23 protein-coding genes are annotated in these 22,451 nt (G+C 62.3%); 22 read left to right on the top strand and 1 reads right to left on the bottom strand.

The genetic code is table 11. The features are described from left to right. The first annotated feature begins 24 nt into the window (after positions 1-24). From NUW13_04260 to NUW13_04195, 14 genes are all read left to right on the top strand, one after another. Positions 25-630: a methyltransferase domain-containing protein gene (locus NUW13_04260; protein ID MCR4438240.1), complete on the top strand. Its 606-nt coding sequence runs from the start codon at positions 25-27 to the stop codon at positions 628-630. Positions 631-739: 109 nt separating this feature from the next. Continuing rightward, complete coding sequence (locus NUW13_04255; protein ID MCR4438239.1) at positions 740-1,243, top strand: hypothetical protein; 504 nt, start codon at positions 740-742, stop codon at positions 1,241-1,243. Positions 1,244-1,287: 44 nt separating this feature from the next. After that, positions 1,288-2,139: an MBL fold metallo-hydrolase gene (locus NUW13_04250; GenBank protein MCR4438238.1), complete on the top strand. Its 852-nt coding sequence runs from the start codon at positions 1,288-1,290 to the stop codon at positions 2,137-2,139. A 31-nt stretch (positions 2,140-2,170) separates the two neighbouring features. After that, positions 2,171-3,520 (top strand): amidohydrolase, encoded by a 1,350-nt coding sequence (locus NUW13_04245; GenBank protein ID MCR4438237.1) that lies wholly within the window; start codon positions 2,171-2,173, stop codon positions 3,518-3,520. Between the two features lie 242 nt (positions 3,521-3,762). Further along, complete coding sequence (locus NUW13_04240) at positions 3,763-5,049, top strand: Glu/Leu/Phe/Val dehydrogenase (GenBank protein ID MCR4438236.1); 1,287 nt, start codon at positions 3,763-3,765, stop codon at positions 5,047-5,049. 212 nt (positions 5,050-5,261) lie between these two features. Continuing rightward, a complete protein-coding gene (locus NUW13_04235; GenBank protein MCR4438235.1) occupies positions 5,262-7,568 on the top strand; it encodes a PEP/pyruvate-binding domain-containing protein in 2,307 nt (768 codons plus the stop codon). Next, positions 7,466-8,050, top strand: coding sequence for a hypothetical protein (locus NUW13_04230; GenBank protein MCR4438234.1), 585 nt, complete (start codon positions 7,466-7,468; stop codon positions 8,048-8,050). Before NUW13_04235 ends, NUW13_04230 begins: the two co-directional genes overlap by 103 nt. A 117-nt stretch (positions 8,051-8,167) precedes the next feature. Next, positions 8,168-9,202 (top strand): carboxypeptidase-like regulatory domain-containing protein, encoded by a 1,035-nt coding sequence (locus NUW13_04225; protein ID MCR4438233.1) that lies wholly within the window; start codon positions 8,168-8,170, stop codon positions 9,200-9,202. Further along, a complete protein-coding gene (locus tag NUW13_04220) occupies positions 9,199-10,353 on the top strand; it encodes a carboxypeptidase-like regulatory domain-containing protein (GenBank protein ID MCR4438232.1) in 1,155 nt (384 codons plus the stop codon). The genes NUW13_04225 and NUW13_04220 overlap by 4 nt, the downstream gene beginning before the upstream one ends. Positions 10,354-10,531: 178 nt before the next feature. Continuing rightward, positions 10,532-10,966 (top strand): HIT family protein, encoded by a 435-nt coding sequence (locus tag NUW13_04215; protein ID MCR4438231.1) that lies wholly within the window; start codon positions 10,532-10,534, stop codon positions 10,964-10,966. Positions 10,967-10,970: 4 nt separating this feature from the next. Continuing rightward, positions 10,971-11,951 carry a hypothetical protein gene (locus tag NUW13_04210; GenBank protein ID MCR4438230.1) on the top strand — a complete coding sequence of 327 codons (981 nt, stop codon included), beginning with the start codon at positions 10,971-10,973 and terminating at the stop codon, positions 11,949-11,951. 43 nt (positions 11,952-11,994) lie between these two features. Next, on the top strand, positions 11,995-12,945 hold the full coding sequence (locus NUW13_04205; protein MCR4438229.1) for an endonuclease/exonuclease/phosphatase family protein: 951 nt from the start codon (positions 11,995-11,997) through the stop codon (positions 12,943-12,945). A gap of 23 nt (positions 12,946-12,968) precedes the next feature. Next, positions 12,969-14,384, top strand: a complete 1,416-nt coding sequence (locus tag NUW13_04200; protein ID MCR4438228.1) for a beta-lactamase family protein — start codon at positions 12,969-12,971, stop codon at positions 14,382-14,384. Between the two features lie 24 nt (positions 14,385-14,408). Continuing rightward, on the top strand, positions 14,409-15,152 hold the full coding sequence (locus NUW13_04195) for a class I SAM-dependent methyltransferase (GenBank protein MCR4438227.1): 744 nt from the start codon (positions 14,409-14,411) through the stop codon (positions 15,150-15,152). 78 nt (positions 15,153-15,230) lie between these two features. Here the strand turns inward: NUW13_04195 and mscL are convergent, their stop codons facing one another. Next, entirely contained in the window at positions 15,231-15,680 is a 450-nt protein-coding gene (gene mscL, locus NUW13_04190; protein ID MCR4438226.1) for a large conductance mechanosensitive channel protein MscL, read from the bottom strand. 277 nt (positions 15,681-15,957) lie between these two features. Between mscL and NUW13_04185 the strand changes: the two genes are divergently transcribed. The 8 genes from NUW13_04185 (at position 15,958) to NUW13_04150 (ending at position 22,394) form a co-directional block, all read left to right on the top strand. After that, complete coding sequence (locus tag NUW13_04185; protein MCR4438225.1) at positions 15,958-17,355, top strand: ATP-binding protein; 1,398 nt, start codon at positions 15,958-15,960, stop codon at positions 17,353-17,355. Continuing rightward, positions 17,327-17,788: a response regulator gene (locus tag NUW13_04180; GenBank protein MCR4438224.1), complete on the top strand. Its 462-nt coding sequence runs from the start codon at positions 17,327-17,329 to the stop codon at positions 17,786-17,788. The genes NUW13_04185 and NUW13_04180 overlap by 29 nt, the downstream gene beginning before the upstream one ends. A 331-nt stretch (positions 17,789-18,119) precedes the next feature. Continuing rightward, entirely contained in the window at positions 18,120-18,794 is a 675-nt protein-coding gene (gene thyX / locus NUW13_04175) for an FAD-dependent thymidylate synthase (protein ID MCR4438223.1), read from the top strand. Positions 18,795-18,816: 22 nt separating this feature from the next. Then, complete coding sequence (lipA, locus tag NUW13_04170; protein ID MCR4438222.1) at positions 18,817-19,683, top strand: lipoyl synthase; 867 nt, start codon at positions 18,817-18,819, stop codon at positions 19,681-19,683. Next, a complete protein-coding gene (locus NUW13_04165) occupies positions 19,680-20,186 on the top strand; it encodes an acyl-CoA thioesterase (protein ID MCR4438221.1) in 507 nt (168 codons plus the stop codon). The genes lipA and NUW13_04165 overlap by 4 nt, the downstream gene beginning before the upstream one ends. Further along, positions 20,173-21,261 (top strand): AIR synthase family protein, encoded by a 1,089-nt coding sequence (locus NUW13_04160; protein MCR4438220.1) that lies wholly within the window; start codon positions 20,173-20,175, stop codon positions 21,259-21,261. The genes NUW13_04165 and NUW13_04160 overlap by 14 nt, the downstream gene beginning before the upstream one ends. Before the next feature lie 4 nt (positions 21,262-21,265). Continuing rightward, the gene (gene def, locus NUW13_04155) at positions 21,266-21,880 is read left to right on the top strand and encodes a peptide deformylase (protein ID MCR4438219.1); all 615 of its coding nucleotides are present in this window, start codon (positions 21,266-21,268) and stop codon (positions 21,878-21,880) included. Between the two features lie 40 nt (positions 21,881-21,920). After that, positions 21,921-22,394 (top strand): ferritin family protein, encoded by a 474-nt coding sequence (locus tag NUW13_04150; protein MCR4438218.1) that lies wholly within the window; start codon positions 21,921-21,923, stop codon positions 22,392-22,394. Positions 22,395-22,451: the final 57 nt, after the last annotated feature.

The raw sequence follows: 22,451 nt of genomic DNA, 5'->3' as shown, positions 1-22,451 counted from the left end.
GCGCATGTGGCCCAGGAGAGGCCAGTGGACTTTTTCTCAATTGTCGCACCGGTCTACGACCGGCTGATACCTGTCGCCGACCTTGAGGCCCTGCGGAGGCATCTGCGGTTGCCTTGTGCCGGGCTCCTCCTCGATGTGGGAGGGGGAACCGGGAGGATCTCACACGGGTTTGCCGGCTATGTAGGCGGGGCCGTGGTGGTCGATCGCTCGCTGGCCATGGTGCGCCGGGTTCCTCGCGGGCGGCGGGTGTGGGCCGTGGTTGCCGATGCTGCGCGTCTGCCTTTTCGGCCCGCGACCTTCGCCCGCGTTCTCGCTGTGGACGCGCTTCACCACTTCGCCGCCCAAGAGCTGGCAATCAACGAGCTTGCCGCCGTGCTCGGCGGAGGAGGGCGTCTGGTGATCGAGGAGCCAGACATCAGCCGGCTGGCAATCAAGTGCTTGGCCGTGGGAGAGAGGCTTTTGGGGATGCGCAGTGGTTTTCTTCCGGGTGAGAAGCTTGCCTCTTTGCTTTCATCACAGGGGTTGGACGTGACTGTGGTGCGGGGTCGGAGCTTTGTCGTTTGGGTGAATGGCGACAAAGAGGAGGCTCGCGGCGAAATACTGCCCGGCCGGGTCAGCTCTGATCACTGAGCCGCGAGCGCGATCCCATGCGGCGCACGGGGACTCTGCAGATTTGCCCGCAGCGCGGGAGGAGAACGACGCCTCCGCCACAGAGCACGTGGGCAGAGGCCGCTTGCCCGTGGGCACAAGTGAGCAGACTCGGCCGGGATGGAGTTCGACGATCAAGATGTTCTCCCTTGTCGGCGCGCCAGCGCAAGAGGCCGGGCTGGGGAAAGAGGGACGGGCGCTGCCTGCAGTCGCGAGCGTGAGCTTTGGCGGTAAGCTGGGACGGGTGTTTACCTTGCCTGACCCTATTTGTGCCGGCAAGACCGCTGTCCTGCACACGGCCGGCACGCTCATGTCCCCATCTGTCGGCGGCATCAGCGTTGCAGCCATGTGCCTGACGCGTCATGTTCAACGAGTGCGCCGCAGGACAGACTGCCGCCGCGGCCCGCCCCGACCCTACGACCGCCTGCCGCCCGACGAACTGGTGGACCATTGTGTTACGCTCCATGGCATAGACGGCGTGCCACGTGGGGCGGTGAGGAAAGAGTTTTTCGGTCCGCTGGGCACGCACGAGTCGCTCCCAGGGTGGCCACATCATGTGCCGCCACAAGCCTTCTTTGGTGGCGCTGAAGGCTGACCTGGCGGCCTTTGTGCACTTGGCGACTGAGCAGTGAGGCAGGAATGCTTATCGAGTTTCTCGGTACCGGAGGTGCCACCACCATCCCTCGCCCGCTGTGTTCGTGTCGGGTCTGCGCCCAGGCGCGCGAACGCGGGGTGCCCTATTCTCGTTCTGGGCCAAGCCTTTTCATTCACGGCCCGGACATCCTCATTGACACACCCGAGGAAAGCGCTTGGCAGCTGGCGCGCTCCGCGGTGCGGCATGTCAACGGCTGCCTGTACTCGCACTGGCACCCGGATCACACTGCAGGGCGCCGGGTCTTCGAGATGAACATGGACTGGCTGCATTGGCCCCAAGCGCCACGCTGCTGCGACGTGTACCTGCCGCCGCGCGTGGCTGCCGACTTTCGGCGCGGACTTGGCCTATGGAACCACTTCAGTTACCTGCAGGAGAAGGGGGTGGTGCGCGTGGTGGAACTGGCGGAAGGGGAGGAACTCCTCATCAACGGCGCGCGCATAAGGCCCATCCCGCTAGCGGTGGGTTTTGTATACGCCTTTCTTGTGGAGGAAGGCCAAGCGCGCCTGCTGGTGGTCGCTGACGAGCATATCGGCTGGCAAGCAGGCCCTGAGGTGGCAGGGGTGGACCTTGCGGTGCTGCCGATGGGGATTCCTGAGTTTCATCCGCTCAGTGGCGCCAGGCTTGTGGCTGCTGACCACCCCATTCTCCAGTCCGAGGCCACCTTCGCGCAGACCCTGGAGCTGGTGCGGAGCTTGGCGGCAAAGAGGGTAATCCTAACCCACATTGAAGAGCCGTGCGACCTGTCCTACGACGACCTGCGCCTGCTGGAGGCGAGATTACAGGAGGAAGGTCTGCCGGTCAGCTTTGCATTCGACACGCAAATCGTGTCCGTCTGATCGCGGAAGAAAAACCGAGGAGGTTGTGGATATGGCCATTGTGGGTGAGGCGCATCTGGTTTGTTGCCTGGTCTCCGTGGTGGGCTTGCTGCTGGCCTACGCGGATGGTGCAGAAGGCCGCCCGCGCGGGGCGAAGCCGAGCACACTCGGCGGCCAAATAGACCGTCTGGCGGCGGAAGTCCAAGAGCAGGTGATTGCCTGGCGCCGTGATTTTCATCGCCACCCTGAGCTGTCAAATCGCGAGTTCCGAACGGCGGGGGTCGTTGCCGCAGAGCTGCAGCGCCTGGGGCTGGAGGTGCGCACCGGCGTGGCGCACACCGGCGTAGTTGGCCTGCTCCGGGGCGCGAAGGATTCCCCGGTGGTGGCGTTGCGCGCGGATATGGATGCCTTGCCGGTGACCGAGGAACTGGATCTCCCCTTTGCCTCGCGCGTGCGCACTACCTTCCGCGGGCAAGAGGTGGGGGTGATGCACGCCTGCGGCCACGATGCGCATATGGCGATGCTCCTTGGTGCGGCTGCGGTGCTCTCGCGCCTGCGCGCCGAGCTCCCCGGCACGGTGAAGTTCATCTTCCAGCCGGCAGAGGAGGGAGCGCCAGAGGGTGAACAAGGCGGCGCGGCGCCGATGATCGCCGAAGGGGTACTGGAGAATCCCGCGCCCTCGGCTATTTTCGGCCTGCATGTGTTTCCTTTCCCGGCCGGTACAATTGCTTACTGCCCGGGCCCGGCAATGGCAGCGGTGGATGAGCTGCGTATTACCGTGAAGGGGCGGCAGACGCACGGTGCGGCGCCCTGGCGCGGCGTGGACCCGGTGGTGGTCAGCGCGCAGATCATCCTGGGGCTGCAGACCATCGTCAGCCGCCAGATCAACCTCACCGAGGCGCCCGCCATCGTGACCATCGGCAGCATTCACGGCGGGGTGCGCAACAATATCATCCCTGAACAGGTGGAGCTGTGGGGCACCATCCGGAGTTTCGGGGAGCAGACGCGAGAGGATTTACACCGCCGCATCACACGCACCGCCACTTCCATCGCCGAAGCCGCTGGTGCCACGGCGCAAGTGCAGATCATCAAGGGCTACCCGGTGCTGGTCAATGACCCCGATCTGACCAAGCGCATGGTGCCGGTGCTGCGCCAGGTGTCCGCAGGCGGCGAAGCGCTCCAGGTACCGCCAAAGACCACGGCAGAGGATTTTGCCTACTATGCGCAAAGAATCCCAGGGCTCTTTTTCAACCTCGGCGTCGCACCCCGTGACGCCGACCCGGACACGGTAGCCGAGAATCACTCCCCTCGCTTTTTTGTGGACGAGAGTGCGCTGGTGGTCGGCGTGCGCGCTCTGGCACATTTGGCAGCGAGCTTTCTGGAAATGGAATCGAAGAAGTGAGCCTGCAGAGGGCTCTTTTGCGCGAAGAGTCAGATGCCGGAGGGAGTTTCGCAGCGGCCGTGGCTTGTGCGCGAACGGCGGAGTGTCCTTTGGCTGCTCTTCTGAGTGCAAAAAGCTGTTGTTTAACTGCCTCTATTTGCCTATATTTGGGCGCCGGCCGCCACGATGCACAACCAGGCAAAGAGGTGGCGGACGGCACTTGAGGAGCGAGGTGGGCCGCACAAACCTAACAGGGAGGAGTTATGAAGGCAAAGGGCTATAACCCCTTCGAAACGGCACAAGCGCAGTTCGACAAGGTTGCCGAGATGCTGCAATTGGACCAGGGGACCAAGGAGTTGCTCCGCAATACGCAGCGAGAGTATCATTTCAGCATCCCGGTGAGGATGGATTCTGGCGAGGTAAAGGTCTTTCGTGGCTTTCGCGTCGTGCACAATGATGCCCGTGGCCCGGCCAAGGGCGGCGTTCGGTTTCATCCCTCCGAGACCATTGACACCGTCCGCGCTCTGGCCATGTGGATGACCTGGAAGTGCGCGGTGGTAGACATCCCTCTGGGCGGCGGCAAAGGAGGAGTGGTCTGTGACCCGCACCACCTGAGCATGCGAGAGCAGGAACTGTTGTGCCGCGGCTGGGTCAGGCAGGTCGGCTGGGACATCGGGCCAGTCCGCGATGTGCCTGCGCCGGATGTCTACACCAACCCGCAGCACATGGTGTGGATGATGGACGAGTACGAGACCATGCACGCCGGCAAGTACCCTGGGGTCATCACCGGCAAACCGGTGGGGATCGGCGGGTCGTTGGGAAGGACCGAGGCGACCGGCTACGGCGTCGTCTACACGGTGCGCGAGGCTCTCAAAGAGTTGGGCATCGACATCAAGGGCACGACAGCGAGCTGCCAAGGGTTTGGCAATGTCGCGCAGTACGCCATCGACCTGTTCCAGAAACTGGGCGGCAAAGTCATCGCTGCCTCATATTGGGATGAGGCCGATAAGGCGGCCTACACCTTCAGGCGCGAGTCGGGTTTGGACATGCAGGAGCTCTGGCCCATCACGGACCGGCTCGGAGCTATTGACAAAGCCAAGGCGCAGGAGCTTGGCTACGAAATCCTCCCTGGCGACGCCTGGATAGAGCAGGACGTCGATATCCTCATCCCCGCTGCTCTGGAGAACCAGATCAACGAGACGACTGTCGGCAAGATTAGCAAGCGCGTCACACTCATCGCCGAAGGTGCCAATGGGCCGACCACGCTTGAGGCCGACAAGGTCATCCAGGAACGGGGCATCTTCCTCATCCCGGATTTTCTGGCCAACGCCGGCGGCGTCACTTGTAGTTACTTCGAACAGGTGCAGTGCAATACCAACTTTTTCTGGACAAAGGAGGAGGTGTTGCAGCGGCTCGATGAGAAGATGACCACCGCGTTCCACGCCGTGTACGAGCTCGCCAGACGCCGCAACCTTTACATGCGCGATGCGGCGTACGTCATCTCCATTGATCGCGTGGCGCAGGCCACGAGGATGCGTGGCTGGGTGTAGGCAAGGCCATCACCCGCAAGAAAAGGATGAGTTCCACCGGCCGCGGGGCCGGTGCAAGCCCACAGAGAGGCGTCCGAGAGGGACGCCTTTTTCGTTGGTGAGCACAATTTTCATGGTTGCGCTTGCCGAGAAGATGTGTTATATTTATGTCGCACGGCAAACTTTGACGTCCGTCGCGGTGGTGGCGGGCACATTATCACAAGGGGTCGACCATGGCAGACCAAGACAAGCACATCGAGAACCTGATTCGCGAACTCAAGGAGCGCGAAAAGGAGCTCAACTGCGTCTATCGGGTAGAGCAGGTGTTGGCCGATACCTCAATGGACCTTGACGCTCTTCTGCGCCAGGTTGTCAAGGTCATCCCGACCGGGTGGCAGTACCCGGAGCCCTGCCAGGCGAAGATTGAGTACGAGGGGCAGGTCTTTCAGACGGAGGGATACCTCGATAGCCCCATCGCGCAGAGCGCCGACTTGGTGGTGCAGGACAAAAGCGTGGGCCGCCTCGTGGTCTCATATGCCAGCGAGGTGCCCAAAGGGAGAGATGGCTATTTTCTTCCAGAAGAGGATAGGTTGTTGCGTACGCTTGCTGACCGGCTGGCGCACGCGATTCTCTATCTGGAGTTGAAGCGCCTTTACTGCAAATGGGATGGGATCGGAGAGGGCGTCGGCGGGCGCGAGAGCGAAAGGTGGCGGGCCATCGTGGAAACGCTGCGCAAGACAGACCGCAAGCTCTACATCTACCTGGCGCGCAAGATGCTCCGCCAGCTGTGCCGTGCGGGCAATGAGCCTGCGGTCAGGCTCCTCCACGATTTCGGCTACGCCGAGCCCCTCGCCGACCAACTGCAGGCCGAAGCCCCCAATCGTCCCAGCCAGAAGCAGTCGATGGAGCGCATTCTTGAGCTCAGCGACAGCGTTTTCCAGATTGCTGCCGAGCATCTGAGCGGCGAGCAGATCGTGCTGGCTATCCAGCGGTGGATCCGGGAGGACAAGGCGATGTTTTTCGTGCGCGCCATCGACAATCCCAGCTCCACCCTCAGCGAGGTCATCAACGCCATCTCTCGCTACCGGCTCAGTTCCAGTGCCGATGTTGAGCTTTCCCCTGCCAACGAAAAGGGGGTTCTGGTCTCGCTGATCCGCCGCCTGTTCTACGAGCAGTTGGAATTCATTAATGTCGCCAAGCAGTATGTGACGCTCAGCGACATTTTCGCGCTCACCGACCGCATCGTCTATCACGAAGAGAGTCACGGCCATCTGGGGGGCAAGAGCGCAGGGCTCTTCCTGGCCGAGCGCGTCATTCGCCGCCTGGAGGGCAGGTATCCCCTTCTCCGCAGCGTGCGCACCCCCAGGACTTGGTACATCACCTCAGATAGCCTCACGCATTTTCTGAACTACAACGGCTGGGAAGATGTCCATGAGCAGAAGTACAAGGACCTTGAGGAGATCCGCTTCGAGTATCCGAATCTGATCCAGATCTTCAAGCATTCCCACTTCCCGCCGCGCATCGTCAGTGGGTTGAGCGCCGTGTTGGAGGATCTTGGCGAGCGGCCCATCGTGGTGCGCAGTTCCAGTCTGTTAGAGGATCGCGCCGGGGCCGTGTTCTCGGGCAAGTACAAGAGCCTGTTCCTGGCCAATCAGGGCAGCAAGGAGGCACGCCTGGAGGCGCTCATGGATGCGATTGCCGAAGTGTATGCCTCCACCTTTGCCCCGGACCCCATCGAGTACCGCATCGAGCACGGCTTGCTGGACTTTTACGAAGAGATGGGCATCATGATGCAGGAGGTGGTGGGCAACCGGGTGGCAGACTATTTCCTGCCCACGTTCGCCGGCGTCGCCTTCAGCCAGAACGAATTCTGCTGGTCCCCGCGCATTCGGCGTGAAGACGGGGTCATCAGAATGGTGCCGGGACTTGGCACAAGGGCAGTGGACCGCATTGCCGACGACTACCCCACCTTGATTGCCCCAGGGCAGCCACAACTGCGCGTCAATACCACGCCCGATGAGATCGTTCGCTACTCCACAAAGCGGGTCGACCTCATCAACCTGCGCACCAATTCCTTCCAGACCGTGGACTTTCGCCAGTTGGTGCGCCGCCATGGCGATGAAATCCCGGGATTGGAGTGGCTAATATCGCTCTACGATGGGCAGATGTTGCACCATCCGACCTCGCTCTACAACACCGACCTGAGCCAGGCTGACGTCGTGGTAACGTTCGAGGGGCTATTGCGCAACGACTTTGTCGCCCAGATCAGGACGATGTTGGCGGTGCTGCGGGACGCCTTCGGCATGCCGGTGGACATTGAGTTCGCTCATGACGGCCGCAGAGTCGGTCGCGAGGCGCGGCTCCTTCGGCTATCCCGCGAGATATCCCTAAGGAGCAATTGCTCTTCACGGCCAACCGGTATGTCTCCAACGGAGCAGTGCCAGCCATTTCGCACATTGTCTACGTGGACCCCAACGCCTATGACGCGCTGGCCGACCACGGGCAGCTCCTCCAGGTGGGGCGAGTCGTCGGCCTGCTGAACAAACGCCTCCCCAAGCGGCGCTTCATCCTCATGGGGCCAGGGCGCTGGGGCAGCAGGGGTGACATCAAGCTGGGAGTGAACGTCACCTACTCGGACATCAACTGCGCAGCTATGCTTATCGAGATTGCCCGACCAAAGGGCAACTATGTGCCCGAGCTCTCTTTTGGCACCCACTTCTTCCAGGACCTGGTGGAGTCGTCCATTCGCTACCTGCCGCTCTATCCAGACGACGATGGCGTGGTGTTCAACGAGGAGTTCTTGCTCCACGCCGAGCACCAGCTGCCTGTGCTCCTTCCGGAGTATGCGTGGTTGGCCCAGGTGGTGCGCGTGATCGACGTGCCCAAGGCCAGTGGTGGCAGGCTGTTGCAGGTGCTCACGAATGCCGAGGAAGACCGCGCCGTAGGCCTCTTGGTTGAGCCGCAAGAGAAGCCACGAGCAGACGAGGCCTCGCCACGGGCAACAGCGCGAGCGGTGCCATAGGCTCTCTTGCTCCGGTCGTCCATGGTGCGGAAAGGGACAAGCGTTTGGCCCCGCCGGCTGGCATGTTGTTCGCTGAGCAGGGTTTCGAGCCTGTTGCTTGCCGGCGTTTGCTGCAGCATGACACTTGCGGGACAGGGAGCGGTGCCGGAGGGGAAGTGTACCGTGTATGGCCGGGTGGTTGATGCCCAGTCTGGCAAGCCGCTGATGCTCGTCAATGTCTTCTTGGCCAACACCATGATTGGCACCACCACCGACCGCGAGGGCTTTTACCGAATTAGCACTGTCCCCATAGGCAGCCACGAGCTGGTGGTGTCAATGATGGGGTACAAGGTGCAGACGGTGCCGCTGCGGTTTGCCGCGCCGAGCACAATGGAGCTGAACTTTCGCCTCGAGCCACGGGTGCTGCAATTGCCTGCGGTGGAAGTGGAGGCGCCGCGCGCCAAGGACTGGGAGCGGAACCTCAGCATCTTCACCCGCGAGTTCCTTGGCCAGACGGCCAATGCGCAGCGCTGCCGCATCATCAACCCAGAGTACCTCGACTTTGCGCAGGACAAGGAGTCTGGCGTGCTGACGGCCACAGCGAGCGAGGCCTTGGAGATTGTGAACGAAGCGCTCGGCTATCGGATAACGACGGTGCTGCTGCGCTTCACCTTCGGCCACGGCAGGTGTGAGTACGTGGTCAAGCCGATCTTTGAAGAGCTGGCGGCGCGCAGCCAGCAAGAGCGCAAGGAGTGGACAAAGAGGCGACTGGAGGCCTACCGCGGCTCTTTTCGGCATTTCTACCAGGCCCTGGTCGGGCTGCGGCTCAGTGAGGAGGGCTTTGCCGCCGGAGCGGTGCGCTCGCCGTCTGAGAGGGCGTACTTTGTCTACCTCGGCAAAGAGGCCCTGCAGAAGCTCTTCTCGCCCGGCGACTTCCCTGGGGAGACCAAGCTGCACTTTGGCAAGTACCTTCAGGTCGTCTATTACAAAGAATCGGATGAGTTCTCCTTTGCTCCGGCGCAAACCTCCTGTCTGGAGGCTCTCACCGATACGGTGATCGTCTACGAGCCTGGCTACACAGGTGAGGAGGGGGTGTTGGTGCGCTATGGGCGCTGGGCGCGAGATCGCATGGCCGAAGCGCTGCCTTTCGACTACCTGCCGGAGGAGAAGTGAACAGGTCGGCTTCCACGGCGGACCGTCGGCTAAGGTGCAGGCCGGTGACTGGCGGGCGCTCTTCTGGCTTCTGGCTGCGGCAGCTCTGGGCAAGCGTGTTAGTTGTGCACCTGCCCTCTGCAGTCTTCGGCGGGCCACCTCCGAGCCATGCCGGTCGCTTTGCCGTTTCCGGCAAGGTGAGAGATGCTTCCACCGGACAGCCGCTCCCTCTGGTGAACGTATTCATAGCGCAGAGCACGATCGGGGCCGCCAGCGACAGCAACGGCTCCTTCCTCATCCGGAGGATACCGGAGGGGCAGTTCGAGCTGGTCGCCTCGCGCATCGGCTACCGCGCCGAATCTGTCCTGCTGCGCATGCCCCAGGACGACGGCAGGGTTGTCGAGTTCTCCTTGGAGCCGACGGTGATAGAAGTGCCGCCCATAGAAGTGCGCGCCGAAGACCTGGATCAGTGGCGGGCAGATTTGGAGCACTTTTGCCGTGCCTTCTTGGGAACAAGCGCCAATGCCAGGCAGAGCGAGATTCTCAACCCAGAGGTGCTGGAGTTCACCAGGGACCAGCAGGGCAAGGTGCTGCAGGCCTCTGCCGGCGCACCGTTGGAAATCATCAATCGGGGTTTGGGTTACCGGATCCATGCCCTGCTCATCTCATTCTCCGTGCGTGGTGATGCCTCTCACTACCAGACAAAGACACAGTTCACTGAGCTGGAGCCTTCCGGCCCAGAAGAGGCGCGAACCTGGCAACAGAACCGTTTGCGCGCCTACCGCGGTTCGTTTCGCCACTTCCTGAAGGCGCTGGTCAACGGCACCACCAAGGAGGAGGGCTTTTCGGTGTGGCGGACGCCGAAACTGTACAGCTACCGGCAGAGCAGCTATGACAGCAGGTCCAAGCAGGTGCAGCTCTTCTCACCTGGCGAGGACGGGTTCACGGTGAGGCTGCACTTTCCTGGGTTTCTCAAAGTGGTCTACATCTTGGAACCCGATGAGTTTAGTCAAAGGAGCTATCAGGTGTCGCTCATCAAGTTAGCCCGCGACACGGTGCTGGTGAACTTGGCGGGGTATGCGCCGGAGCCTGCTGACTTAGTGCGCTACGGGCGTTGGTCGCACGATAGGCTCGCCGAGCAACTGCCTTTCGATTACGGGCCGCCACGGTGAGAAAGGCCAGCGAGCACCAGGCACTTCTTAGCCAACGCACCAGGCCTTCCTTGGGCGGAAGATAGCGGAAAGGGCGCGGCGGCTTCGCTTCACTTGGCACGAGGTGGCGCTGTGCACGCGCGGGCTTGGAACGGAGAGATGGTGGGACAAGTCAGTTACGGCATGAAAAGGCACAGAGATGGCGGAATGCGTCTTTTGTGAGATTGTGGCTGGAAGTAGACCGGCCAGCGTGGTGCATCGCGACCAACAGTGTTGGGCATTCCTGGACATCCGGCCGGTGAACCCGGGACATGTGCTGGTTATCCCGGCCCAGCACGCGTCGGGCCTGGCCGACCTGGACCCGGAGGCGGGCGCGCAGATGTTTCGCGTGGCGCAAAAGGTGGCGCGCGCCCTGCGCGCCAGTGGCCTGCGCTGCGAAGGGGTCAATCTGCACCTGGCCGATGGCCGAGCTGCAGGTCAAGAGGTTTTTCACGTGCATCTGCACGTGGTCCCCAGGTACCGGGGGGATGGCTTTGGTTTGCGCTTCGGCCCGGACTATGGCCGGCTGGCACCACGCGCGAAGTTGGATGCCATCGCCGCCTCGTTGCAAGCCGCCCTCCACTCTGGCCGGTAGCAGAATGCGAAGAGTCTGCGCCATGGATTTCGCCCCAGCTGTATACGAGCATGCCGCGCGGCTCATTGGCAGGACGCCGTGGGAGGCCTCCCGCAGCGCCGAGTTGCTGTTCCAGGCCCATGCCGCCGCCTTCCGCCTCTACAGGCACACGCCGGTTGTGGTGGGAATCGATGTGTACAACTTGGAGCCAGAGGCCTATGGCGCCGTGGTCGCGCAACCGGAAGAGCAAGGGCTTCCTGCCGTCACCGGCCATCCTTGCGCTGAAGTGAGGGCCATCCTGGACTTGCCCACGCTGGACCCTTCGCGCGCCGGGCGTATCCCGATGGTGTTGGAGGTTGGGCAACGCTTGCGCCAGGCGTTTCCAGCGGCCACAGTGAACATCCCGGTCAGCGGGCCCTTCTCGTTGGCCAGCAATCTGGTGGGCTTCGAGACGCTCCTCTGCGAACTCCTCAGCGATCCAGACACCGTGAAGCGGGCGCTCCTGCATCTGGTGGCGGGGCAGCGTCGATTTTGTGCGGCTGCGCGGGCGTGCGGCCTCGGAGTGACCATCTTCGAATCGGCAGCCACGCCGCCGCTCCTTTCGCCGCGCCTGTTCGAAGAGGTGGAGTTTCCCGCACTTGCCCTCTTGGTGCAAGCTGCCGCGGAACTGCTCGGTCGGCCAGCACCATGCATTGTGGGCGGCGACACTGCGCCGGTGGCTGACATGCTCTTCCGCACCGGCGCCGGCTACGTCATCTGCCCGTCCGAAACGGACCAACAGGCTTTCATGAAGGTCGCCCAGACCTACTCGGACGTGACCGTGCGTATCAACATGGACCCTTGGGTCTTGGTCCATGGCGATGAGGCGGCAATCTTCCGGGAGGCTGATCGCGTCGCGCAACTGGCCATGCGGCATCCGCGGGCGTGCATTGGTACCGGGGTGCTTCCTTACGAGGCAGAGCCGGAAAAGGTGCTCCGTCTCCGGGAGTACGTCGCCTCGCTCTGATTGGCGAGGCAAAGGCTGGCAGAGACCAAAGGGGTGCCTCCTCATGCTACTTCGTTCTCTTCAGGATCGTGGGCTGAAGGTGCACAGAGCCCTGGCCATCGCCGTCATGCTCGCTTGTTCTGGGTGTGGGCTGTTGGGTCTTGGGCGACGCCTGGCTGGGCTGGAGCTGAACTTGATGACGTTCAACATCCGCTACGGCACTGCAGAGGATGGGCCAAACAGCTGGTCGCACCGGCGCGAGCTGGTGTTCCAAGTGCTGGAGAAGAATGACGCCGATGTGGTTGGGCTGCAAGAGGCCTTGCATTTCCAACTCCAAGAGATCTGCCAGGCTCTGCCGCGCTACGGCTATGTGGGCGTGGGGCGCGACGACGGGGCGGAGGCGGGCGAATACGCAGCCCTCCTTTACAGAAAGGACCGCTTCGCTGTCGAAGAGAGCGGAGCCTTTTGGTTCTCCGATACCCCGGAGGTGCCTGGCTCCACGAGCTGGGGCAACGAGCTTCCGCGCATCTGCACCTGGGCGCGCCTGCGCCACCCGGGGAAAGGTGTGGCCTTCTACGTCTTCAACCTCCACCTCGATCATGTCTCGCAGAGGTCTCGCGAGCGCAGTGTACAGCTTCTCGCAGAGAGAATCGGCACGCGTAGCTCAACCGCACCGGTGTTCGTGATGGGCGACCTCAATGCTGGCCCGCGCAATCCGGTAGTCGCCTTCCTGAAGGGCAGCGCGAAACTTGCCCTTGGTGATGGGAAGGTAGCCAACAACCCGCTGCCGTTGGTCGATACCTACTCTGCTATCCACGCAGACACTTCGGCCATTGGCACCTTCCACGGCTTCACGGGTGACCGCAGCGGTGCCAAGATCGACTACATCTTTGCTGCTCCGAGCGTCAAGGTCAGAGGCGCGCATATCGATTACACCAATGCCGGTGGCCGCTACCCCTCGGACCATTTTCCCGTGACGGCGCGTGTGGTGGTCCCTGCCGCAGGCATGCGATGAAAACTTGGGAACGGAGGCCAAACATGAAGAGATTCATCCTCCTGGCACTGCTCTGTGCCGCAACCGCCTTCCCGCAGACGGCAAAGGAGGGGAGTGTTGATGCGAAGCTGACTCTTCTTCAGAAGTGGGTCCAGGAGCTCAGCGAGTACTACCACTTGCCCGGCGTGGCGGTGGGAATCGTGCACGACCAGGAGTTGATCTACGCCAAGGGGTTCGGCTACGCCGATCTCGGCACGAAAGCACCGGTTACCCCACGGACGCTGTTCCGCGTTGCCTCAATCACCAAGTTGTTCACCGCCACGGCCATTATGCAACTACGCGACGCAGGGAAACTCGCCCTCGATGATCCGGTGCAAAAGCATCTGCCGTGGTTTGCCATTCAGGGCCAGCAGCCAGGATGGCCACCGGTGACCATTCGCCAGCTCCTCACCCACACCTCTGGGCTTCCCCGGGAGGCAGCCTTCCCATACTGGACCGACCACGTCTTTCCGACTAGGGAGCAGGTGATGGCTGCCTTGCCTAACCAGGAGATGGTCTATCAGCCGGAGAGCCGCTGGAAATATTCGAACTTGGGGATGGCGCTTCTTGGCGAGGTAGTCGCCGCGGCAAGCGGCACAAGCTATGCCGAGTACGTGGAGGAACACATTCTGCGCCCGTTGGACATGCGGGCGACGCGCGTGGAAGTGGCGGCCACCACCACAGGTTTGGCCACCGGCTACCTGCGCCACATGGAAGGGCGGCAACGGGAGGTTGCCCCATTCACCGATTCGCGTGGGCTCACGGCGGCCGCGAACCTCGCCACCAACATCGAGGACATGGCACGTTTTTGTTCCTTGCAGTTCAGGTACGACGACTTGTCGCCTTCTGCAGTGGTCAAGGGGAGCACGTTGCGGGAGATGCATCGTGTGCACTGGCTGCGTCCCGATTGGCAGAGCGGCTATGGCCTCGGCTGCAGCGTGCGGCGTGCCGGATCCAGGACGTTGGTCGGCCACGCTGGGTGGGTGGCCGGCTTCCGCTCGCAGGTCATTTTCTCCCCGGAGGAGAAGTTAGCGGCGATTGTCTTCATCAACACCGAAGACTTTGACCCTGGCGCCATCGCCACCAAGGCGCTGGAGGTGGTGGCACCGGCCCTGGCGGCTGAGGAAGCTCCTCCGGCCCCGCCAGCTTTCGACTCCACCTGGGTGCGCTTTGTGGGCAGTTACCAGGACCCCACCCATTGGCGGACCGACGTGCTCATTCTCGACGGGCGGCTCTACCTCTACGGGTACAGCTATCCGCCGGAAGACGATCCTGCAGAGGCTTTGGTGGAACTCCAGCCAGTGGGAAAGGACAGATTCCGGCGCAGCAGTGACGGAGAGCCTGTGGTGTTCGAAGTCGACCGCACCGGCGCGGTGAAACGCATCAAAGTGGCGGAGAACTACCTCTACCCGGCAAGATAGCAGCGGGTAACCTAAGGTTCACGAATGGCGGAGAAGCACTTTCAAGAGCAACAGGCCTTTGCCAAGTCCTATCTGTTGCCCTACTTTCGGGAGCACCTTCCCGGCTTTGCCGGCATGCGCGTTTTGGAAGTCGGTTGTGCCGAGGCAGGGCTCCTCGATGTGCTCCACGAGCAGGGGATAGAGGCAGTGGGGCTGGAGCTTTCGCCCGCGCGCGTGGCCATTGCCCGGCGCAAGAACCCAGACCTGCACGTGTGCGTGGGCGACATCACCGACCCGCGCTGCCGCCAGGTGGTGGGTACCGGTTTCGACCTGGTGGTGATGCGGGACGTGATCGAACACATCGCCGAGCGAGCCGCGGCGCTGCACAACATCCGCGCGCTGCTCAACGCGGGGGGCTACCTCTTTGTGTCCTTTCCCCCGAAGTACTCCGCTTTTGCCGGCCACCAGCAAGTGGGTCGCTCTGTGCTCCGTTTTGTCCCCTTTGTTCATTTGCTGCCCGCGCCACTGGTTGGCGCCCTGGGGAGAGTCCTGCATGAGGCAGAGTACCAGGTGAACAGCATCGTGACAAATCGCCGACTGGGCCTGAGCATCGCTCACTGTGAGCGGCTGTGCAGGGCAACCGGTTTCCGGCTGGTGAGGAGAGAACTTTTCATAGTACGCCCAATCTACCGCACCCGCTTTGGCTTGCGGCCCCTCAGGCTGGCCAACATCCCGGTAGTGCGCGAAGTGGTGGCAATGGGGTACGAAGCCTTGTGGCGAGCCGGGTGAATTGACTTGCTCACTTTGGCGAAGCGCTGGGAGGTGCCGAGCCGGGGCGCAGCCTGCCCTGAGATCTGCCACGACTTCTCACTGGAGCCCGATGCCACAGTGTGCACAACGCATTGCCTTGAGGGGGATCACCGACAGGCATTCCGGGCACTCCTTGGTTGTGGGCGCCAGGGGAGGCGCCTCCTCTTTTGCCCGCAAGGCGTTGACCCCTTTCACCACCAGGAAGAGCGCAAACCCGATTATCAAGAAATTGATCAATGTGGTAATGAAGACTCCATAGTTGAAGGTGGCAGCTCCGGCCTGATTTGCCGCCGCAAGGCTGGCGTAAGGATTGGTACTGGTTCCTTTGCAGAGCACAACGTACAAGTTGGTAAAGTCCACTTTGCCAAGGAGCAGGCCGATGGGTGGCATGAGAATATCCTCGACAAAGGACTTGACGATGGTGCCAAACGCGGCTCCCACGACGATCCCTTCCGCCATAGCCACCACGTTGCCACGCATAATGAACTTCTTGAACTCTTGCAACATACCCTTTCCCTCCTTGTGCGTGCACCCAGACGGCTCGGCAGTGGCAATGTAGCGACCTCTCGGCTCAAACGCAAGCGAAATCTCGGCCGTGGGGCGACTCAGCCCCAGGTGAGCCATCTCCTGTTCTTGGGCAGATGGCCAACCGGCGCTCGCCAAGCGGTTCTGCTCGCAGTTGCTGCACCCGAGACCTCTGCCATTTCCCGCTTGAATATTGCAGAAATATTTCGCATATTAGCACCCTGCGTGCGGGCAGGAGACCAAGCTCACGATGAGGCCCATGGCAGTTACCACGACCAAGTTGGACGCGAAAAGCCCCGATCTATCGTGGCTGATCAGCACCTACTTTTCTGATCCTTCGAGGCGGCTTAGCCTCCGCAAGGGCGAAAGGCTCATGGTGCAGGGGGGATACAACGATCGCCTCTACCTGGTCCTCAAGGGCGTGCTGGTCGGCTGTGCGCGGGCCCCTGGTGGGGGCCAGTACGAACTCTTCCGGGCGACGCGCAACAAGTTCGTGGGGGTGTACAGCTACTTTTCGCGCACCTTCGTCAGCTCGGCCACGGTGATCGTGGAGCGCGATGCCGAGGTGGCCTACATCGACCAGCATCAGCCGGTAAAGGATCCGTCCAGGGGAAGCTCTCTGTTTGAGCAGTTCATGCCGGTGGTGGTCATGGACCTGAAGTACCGGCAGCAAAGGGAACTGCAGATTGCCCGGGAAAAGGAACGGGCCCTGCGCCGCCTGATTCACACTGAGCGTCTTGCTTCCCTTGGGCAGATGGCGGCTGGCATCGCCCACGAGCTGAACAACGCAGTGGCCGTGTTGGAGCGGAACACCGAATGGCTGCGGGAGAACTTGATTCGGGCCCTGCGCGACCAGTCGCCCGAGCAGCTCGAGTACTTTCGTCTGGGGCTGGAAAAGGGCCGCTGGCAGTCCACGCGCGAGGTGCGGCAGCAGGCGGAGATATTGGAGCAGGCCTACGGCCTGAGCCCCGAGACCGCCCACAAGCTCGCTGAAACGGGGCTGTCCGCCGAGCAACTGGCTCGCTTCGGGAGACACCTCCAGGCAGTGGGCGACGTGGTGCATTACTACTGGCAGCTTGGCGCCACCTTCCGGGACATGGCGGTGGCCGCCCAACATGCGGCACACGTGGTCAAGTCCGTGAAGTACTTAGCCACGCAAGAGACCGCCATCGAGCCGGAGTTGGAGGTGAACAAGTCGATTGGCGAGGCGCTCATCCTGCTCAGCAGCCCTCTGCGCAAGGTGGACCTGAAACTCAACTTGGGTGAAGTGCCGCCCATCGCCGCCAGCAAGGGCGAATTGGTGCAGGTGTGGAGCAACCTCATCCGCAACGCCGTGGAAAGCCTTGCCACCGATAGCAGCAAAAAGGGCGAGGTGGTCATTACCAGCCGGGCCACCGACGAGGTGATTCAGGTCTCCGTCCAGGACAATGGCCCGGGCATCCCCAAGCGCGTGCTGCCAAAGATCTTTCAGCCCAACTACACGACAAAGGAACAGGGCTTGGATTTCGGTTTGGGATTGGGGCTGACCATCGTGGAACGCATCGTCACCAACTATGGCGGTCGCGTGAGCGTGCAATCGCGCCCTGGCAGGACCGTGTTCACCGTGACGTTACCGATCAGAGGAGGCTATGGAGAAGCTAAAGGTGCTATGCGTTGACGATCAGCGTGAGGTGTTGGCTGCCTTGCGCAAGGACCTGGAGCCGCTTACCTCGGTGTGTGCCATCGTTGAATGCGAATCGGCCGCCGAAGCCGAGGAGGTGCTGGCGGAGATGGAACGACGGGGCGACCACCTCGCTTTGATCATCTGCGACCACATCATGCCCGGCAAGAACGGCATCGACCTGCTGGCAGAGTTAACCCAGGCCGGCCGCTTTCCCAACACGAAGAAAATGCTTCTCACCGGTTTGGCCACGCACGAGGACACCATCTACGCCATCAACGAGGCGCACATCGACCGCTATGTGGAAAAACCGTGGGATGCGAGCCAGTTGCAGCAATCGGTGAAGATTCTGCTCACCACCTACTTAGTGCGCTCGGGCCTGGAGTACCAGCCGTATCTCGAACTGCTTGACAGAGCAAGCGTGGGCTGAGACCAGGAATGGGAGTGTCGTCGTTGCACAGTCTCTTGCCAAGGGTGGCGGCCGATGGCGAAGGCAGTGCGCACCTTGCCTTTTGCTCTGCCTGGTCGGTGGTCCCGCATGGTCACCGTGAGGAGCTGCGGCGGGTAACTGCGTCGCGTTCGGCGGGGGAGGTTGCCTTCCATCCTTGGGGATGCGCTCTTCACTGGGGCCAGAGATTGGCCAAGAAGTCTACCCTTACCTCCTGTGGACTCTTTGGCCCACGAAGGGGCGCTGCACGGCGGAGGAGTGCTGCGTGACGGACCAAGAAAGAAAACCCGGAGAAGTCGCCCCGGCAGGGACGATGGTGCAGGCGGTCCTGGATCATGGTTTTGTGCGCCTGGTGGACTTTATGGGTGGCGACCAGGCGGTGGTGCGGGCAGCGCGCGTCTCCGTGGGGCAAGAGAGCAAAGGTGAGCTCAAGGACCGTCAGCTCATCGACTATCTCCTCAGCCACCGCCACGAGACGCCGTTCGAGCACAGTGTCTTCACCTTTCACATCAAGTGCCCCATCTTCGTGGCCAGGCAATGGTTCCGTCACCGAATGGCCAGCTACAACGAGATCTCCGGCCGCTACACGCGCCTTGAGCACGAGTTCTACGTCCCCGAACGGCTGCGCAAGGAGAGAGGTCTCGACTATCAGTTCGAGCTCTTGCCAGAAGAGGCCAACCGGCCGCTGCGGCAGGAGATGGTGGAGCACTACCAGCGGAGCTATGCCCTCTACCAGAGGCTGCTCGCGCAAGGTGTGGCCAAGGAGCATGCCCGCATTGTCTTGCCCTTGGCCCTTTACACGCAGTTTTACTGGACGGTAAACGCCCGCTCGCTCATGAACTTTCTCATCCTGCGGGCGGAGCGCCACGCTCAAGAGGAAATTCGCGCCTACGCCGAGGCCATCATGCGCATCTTTGCAGAGAAGATGCCATGGTCCTACGAGGCGTTTCGCAAGTACTATCTCCCGTCGCATCAGGCGGCGGAATAGCACGAGGACGGTGCAGCTCAGCATGGGTCGTGTTGGACAACAGAGAAGGCGCCCCGGGTGGCTGAAGGTGAGGCTTCCCAGCGGGGAAGGGTTCTGCGCCGTGCGCGCCTTGGTGGCAAAGCACCGGTTGCACACCGTCTGCCAGAGCGCCCGCTGCCCGAACATCGGCGAGTGTTGGGCGCAGCGCACGGCCACTTTCATGATCATGGGGAACGTATGCACCCGCGCTTGTGGCTTCTGCGCCGTAGACCATGGTGCACCGCTCCCCCTGGATGGCGACGAGCCGCGCCGCGTGGCAGAGGCGGTGGCACTTCTTGCCCTCGACTATACGGTCATCACCTCGGTGACCCGCGACGACCTGCCAGATGGCGGAGCGAGCCATTTCGCCGCCACCATCAGGGCGGTGCGCGCGCGGCGACCCGACTGCAAGGTGGAGGTGCTGGTTCCCGATTTCGCCGGTTCGCAGGAGGCCCTCGCCGAGGTGCTGGCCGCGGCGCCGCACGTGTTGAACCACAACGTCGAGACGGTGCCCCGGCTTTATCCCTTGGTTCGTCCACAGGCGGATTACCGACGTTCCCTCGGCCTGCTGGCCCAGGCCGCCCAGGCAGGCGTCGTGACCAAGTCCGGCCTGATGGTGGGACTGGGCGAGAGCAGCGAGGAGGTGCTGGCAACCATGGCTGACCTCCGTGGCGCGGGGTGCAGCATTTTGACGACCGGCCAGTATTTGCAGCCGAGCGCCCAACATCTGCCGGTGGACCGCTTTGTCCCACCACAGGAATTCGAGCAACTGCGCGCCGCAGGACTGGCCATGGGCTTTGCTCACGTGGAAGCGGGCCCATTGGTGCGCAGTTCGTACCATGCCGCCCGACAGGCAGGGGTGCTGTCATGAAACCGGAACGCGCCGCCGGCATCAGATCCGGTGAAGCCGAGACGGTCCTGCTGGCCCTGCCAGCAGACGCCAATAGCATCGGCAGCGTGTTCGGGGGCAGGATTCTGCAGATCATGGACATGGTGGCTACCATCGCCGCCAGGCGTCACACCGGCACGCGCGTAGCCACGGTGGCGGTACAGGAGGTCCGCTTTTTGAAACCAATCAGAGTGGGACAAGTCGTGGTATGTAAGGCGAAGGTGAACCGGGTGTTTGGCAGTTCCATGGAGGTGGGCGTCAAGGTGTGGGCGGAAGATACCTACGCCAAGGCTGCGTACCACGCATGTTCTGGGTACCTGACTTTTGTGGCGTTGGGCGAGGATGGGCGTCCGATAAGGGTTGCGGACGTGGCCCTCGAGACTGAGGAGGAACGCCGGCGCTGGACGGAAGCCGGGGAACGACGCCGTCTCCGGGCCGAGGCGGAGCGAAAAGGAAGGGAGAGTATGGCGCATGGAGAGGAGTAGGCCCCTTTTGCCACCTCTTGGCAAGATTGATTTCGACTTTTTCGACAAGGTGATCTTTCCCCGGTTGGGTGCCAAGGACCCCAACGTCCTGCTGGGCCCACGCCATGGCGTGGATTTTGGAGCCCTGCGCGTCGGGGAACACGTGCTGGTGTTCTCCTCCGACCCGGTCTTCATCCAACCCTCGCTCGGCTGGGAGCGCGCTGCCTGGTTTGCCCTGCACATCTTGGCCAGCGACGTGGCCGTGAGCGGCATCCCTCCTTCGCACCTCACCATCGACCTCAACCTGCCGCCAGAGATGAATGAAGACGTACTGGAAATCATTTGGGACACCATCCACTCCGAGGCCGCCAAGCTGGGCATCGCCATTGTCGGCGGCCACACCGCCCGCTATGCCGGTTGCTCCTACCCGATGGTGGGTGGCGCCACCATGTTCGGCGTGGGGCGCCCGGAGCAATTGGCCGATCCCCGCAACGTGCGGCCTGGCGACTTGGTGCTCATCACCAAAGGGCCGGCAGTGGAGACCACCGGCCTCATGGCAGTGCAGTTCCCGGAGTTCATCGAGAAGGAACTGGGCGCGGCCGCTGTGCGCCAGGCACAGGACGTCTTCTACCAAATGTCGGTGGTCAAAGACGCGCGCATTGCCGCGGAGACTGACGGCGTGGTGGCCATGCACGATGCCACCGAGTGCGGCGTGCTCGGCGGCCTGTTCGAAATGGCCATGGCCGGGAACTATGGCGTGCGGGTCAACAAGGAGCGCATCGTCCTCCAGGAGATTGTACGCAAGACGTGCGCCGTCTTCGACATCGACCCATACAAGGCCATCAGCGAAGGCACGCTTATCGCGATAGTGCGCAAGGAGCGCGCCGAGGCAATCGTTCAGGCGCTGCAGAGCGCGGGGATTGTCAGCTCCCTTGTCGGCGAGGTCTTGCCTGCCGAAGAAGGGTTGACCATCGTCGAGGCGGGTGTGGGGCGACCGCTGCTTCACCCGAGGGTTGATCCGTTCTGGACGCGGTTTGAAGAGTATCTGGCCATGCAGCGGCAAAGGCAGAAGCAGGGCGTCAAGGCGCAAGGGTGAGGGCATGGAGGAGAGCAGGCTCCTGCAGGTGAGGGTGTACGGCGATCCGGTGCTACGCACGCCGGCCGCGCCGGTGGAGGCTCTCGACGAGGTCCGCGCCATCATCCCGGCCATGGTACACACCATGCGCGAGGCGGACGGGGTCGGACTGGCAGCAAACCAGGTCGGGCTCCCCAGGCGCATCATCGTGGTGGCCTACGAGGAGCAGCTGCACATCCTCATCAACCCGGAGATTGTGAGCTGGAGCGCGCGCACCAACGTCGACTCGGAGGGGTGCTTGAGCCTGCCGGGACTGCAGGCGCAGGTGGAACGCGCCAACAAGGTGGTGGTGCGCGGACTCGACCCGGAAGGGCGGCAGGTGGAATTGGTCGCGCGGGGACTGTTGGCCCGCATCTTCCAACACGAAATCGACCACATCGACGGCATCCTCTTCATCGATCGCATGCAAAACGGGTCGCTGCAGTGGATCCGAAGACGCGAGGGCAGTGATGAGGTCGACTACATCGACACCGACCTGGGCGAGGTGAAACGCTCCTTCCGCCAGCGCTACCATGCCGGCAAGGAGGACTTGGGGTTCGAGCGCCGCCCTGAGGTATTGTTGCACCGACCGTGGGAGTGATAGTCGCAGATAGCAGACTGGAATCAGCGAGGAGAAAGCCATGGCACACCTATTCTACGCCAACGAGATCGTCAAGATGAACATCACCGAGGAGCAGAACGGGGCGGCCTACTACACCGCCCTGGCCAAAAAGGCGAGCTCCAAGAAGCTGCGGGAGGCGGCTGCCCGCATCGCCGAGCAGGAGCGCCACCACGAGAAGTTGTTCACCGAACTCCTGGAGCGCTTGGGTGAACCCGAGGTGGCAGAAAGCTACCCTGGCGAGTACGACGCCTATGTCAAGGCGCTGCTCAACTACAAGATTTTTCCCGACGCCGAGGCTGCGGCGGCAATGGCCCAGGAAAAGTCCGACGTCGACGCCGTCAAGCTGGCCATTGAGACGGAGCGGAGCACCCTGCTCCTGCTGGAGGAACTGCGCAAGCATGTCCCGGACGCGGAGCGCAAGCATGTCGACGTCACCATCCGGGAGGAACAGCAGCACTTGACCGACCTGAACGCCATTGTGGCGGAACTGTAAGGCTCCCTTCTTCCGCTAAGTGACAAACGCTGCGCAGCCATTTCTTTGGTACAACTC

The sequence above is a fragment of the candidate division KSB1 bacterium genome, from assembly GCA_024655945.1.
GTDB lineage: Bacteria > Zhuqueibacterota > Zhuqueibacteria > JANLFK01 > Oleimicrobiaceae > Oleimicrobium.
This window is presented reverse-complemented; position numbering and strand designations above follow the sequence as displayed.